Origin of the sequence: Brachyspira sp. SAP_772, from assembly GCF_009755885.1 — a bacterium.
GTDB lineage: Bacteria > Spirochaetota > Brachyspiria > Brachyspirales > Brachyspiraceae > Brachyspira.
In genome coordinates this window covers 1-584 of sequence record NZ_VYIX01000299.1, presented here as the reverse complement: position 1 = coordinate 584, position 584 = coordinate 1, and the positions used below count along the sequence as shown (strand labels likewise).

The window sequence follows — 584 nt, the reverse complement described above, 5'->3', positions numbered from 1 at the left end:
TCTTGAGTGATAATAGGGTCTTGAAATATAAGTCCGCAATTTGAACACTTACTATAACTTACTAAATCTGTTTTTATATATGGTTTATATTCATCGCTATGACAAAATTCACATTTTCGTTTTTCCACAATACACCTCTTCCATTCGTAAAAATCGGAAATAAACTACATTTCTTTAGCAATTAATAATTTTTATATATAGAGAATATAATAAAATAATAAAAAAATACAAATATTACTCTGTTTTGTTATTAACAGTTAGTATGATTTCTGTATTAATTCCTATAACTTCATTGGCATTAGGAACTTGAGACAATACTACATTATTATCATAAGCTGAATTATTATCATTTAGTTTTGGAAGTATTGTAACACTAGGTATTTTTGAGATAATTTCATTTGATATTATACTAACAGCATCATCATAKGATTTTCCTGTAAGGTCTGGCATTTTTACCAAAGCCTGTTCTGGTACATTTACAACTAAATAAACAGTTCTTCCTCTTTTTACTCTCATCCCGCCGTTAGGCTCTTGACTAACTATTTTACCTAATGGATAATCTTTGAAATAATGTGACTGTATAT

The 584-nt window shown here is 27.4% G+C and carries 1 protein-coding gene; it reads right to left on the bottom strand.

Annotated elements, in window-relative coordinates:
- Window positions 1-234: 234 nt before the first annotated feature.
- A partial coding sequence (locus GQX97_RS14150; RefSeq protein ID WP_157152356.1) for a PASTA domain-containing protein occupies window positions 235-584 on the bottom strand: 350 nt, incomplete at its 5' end.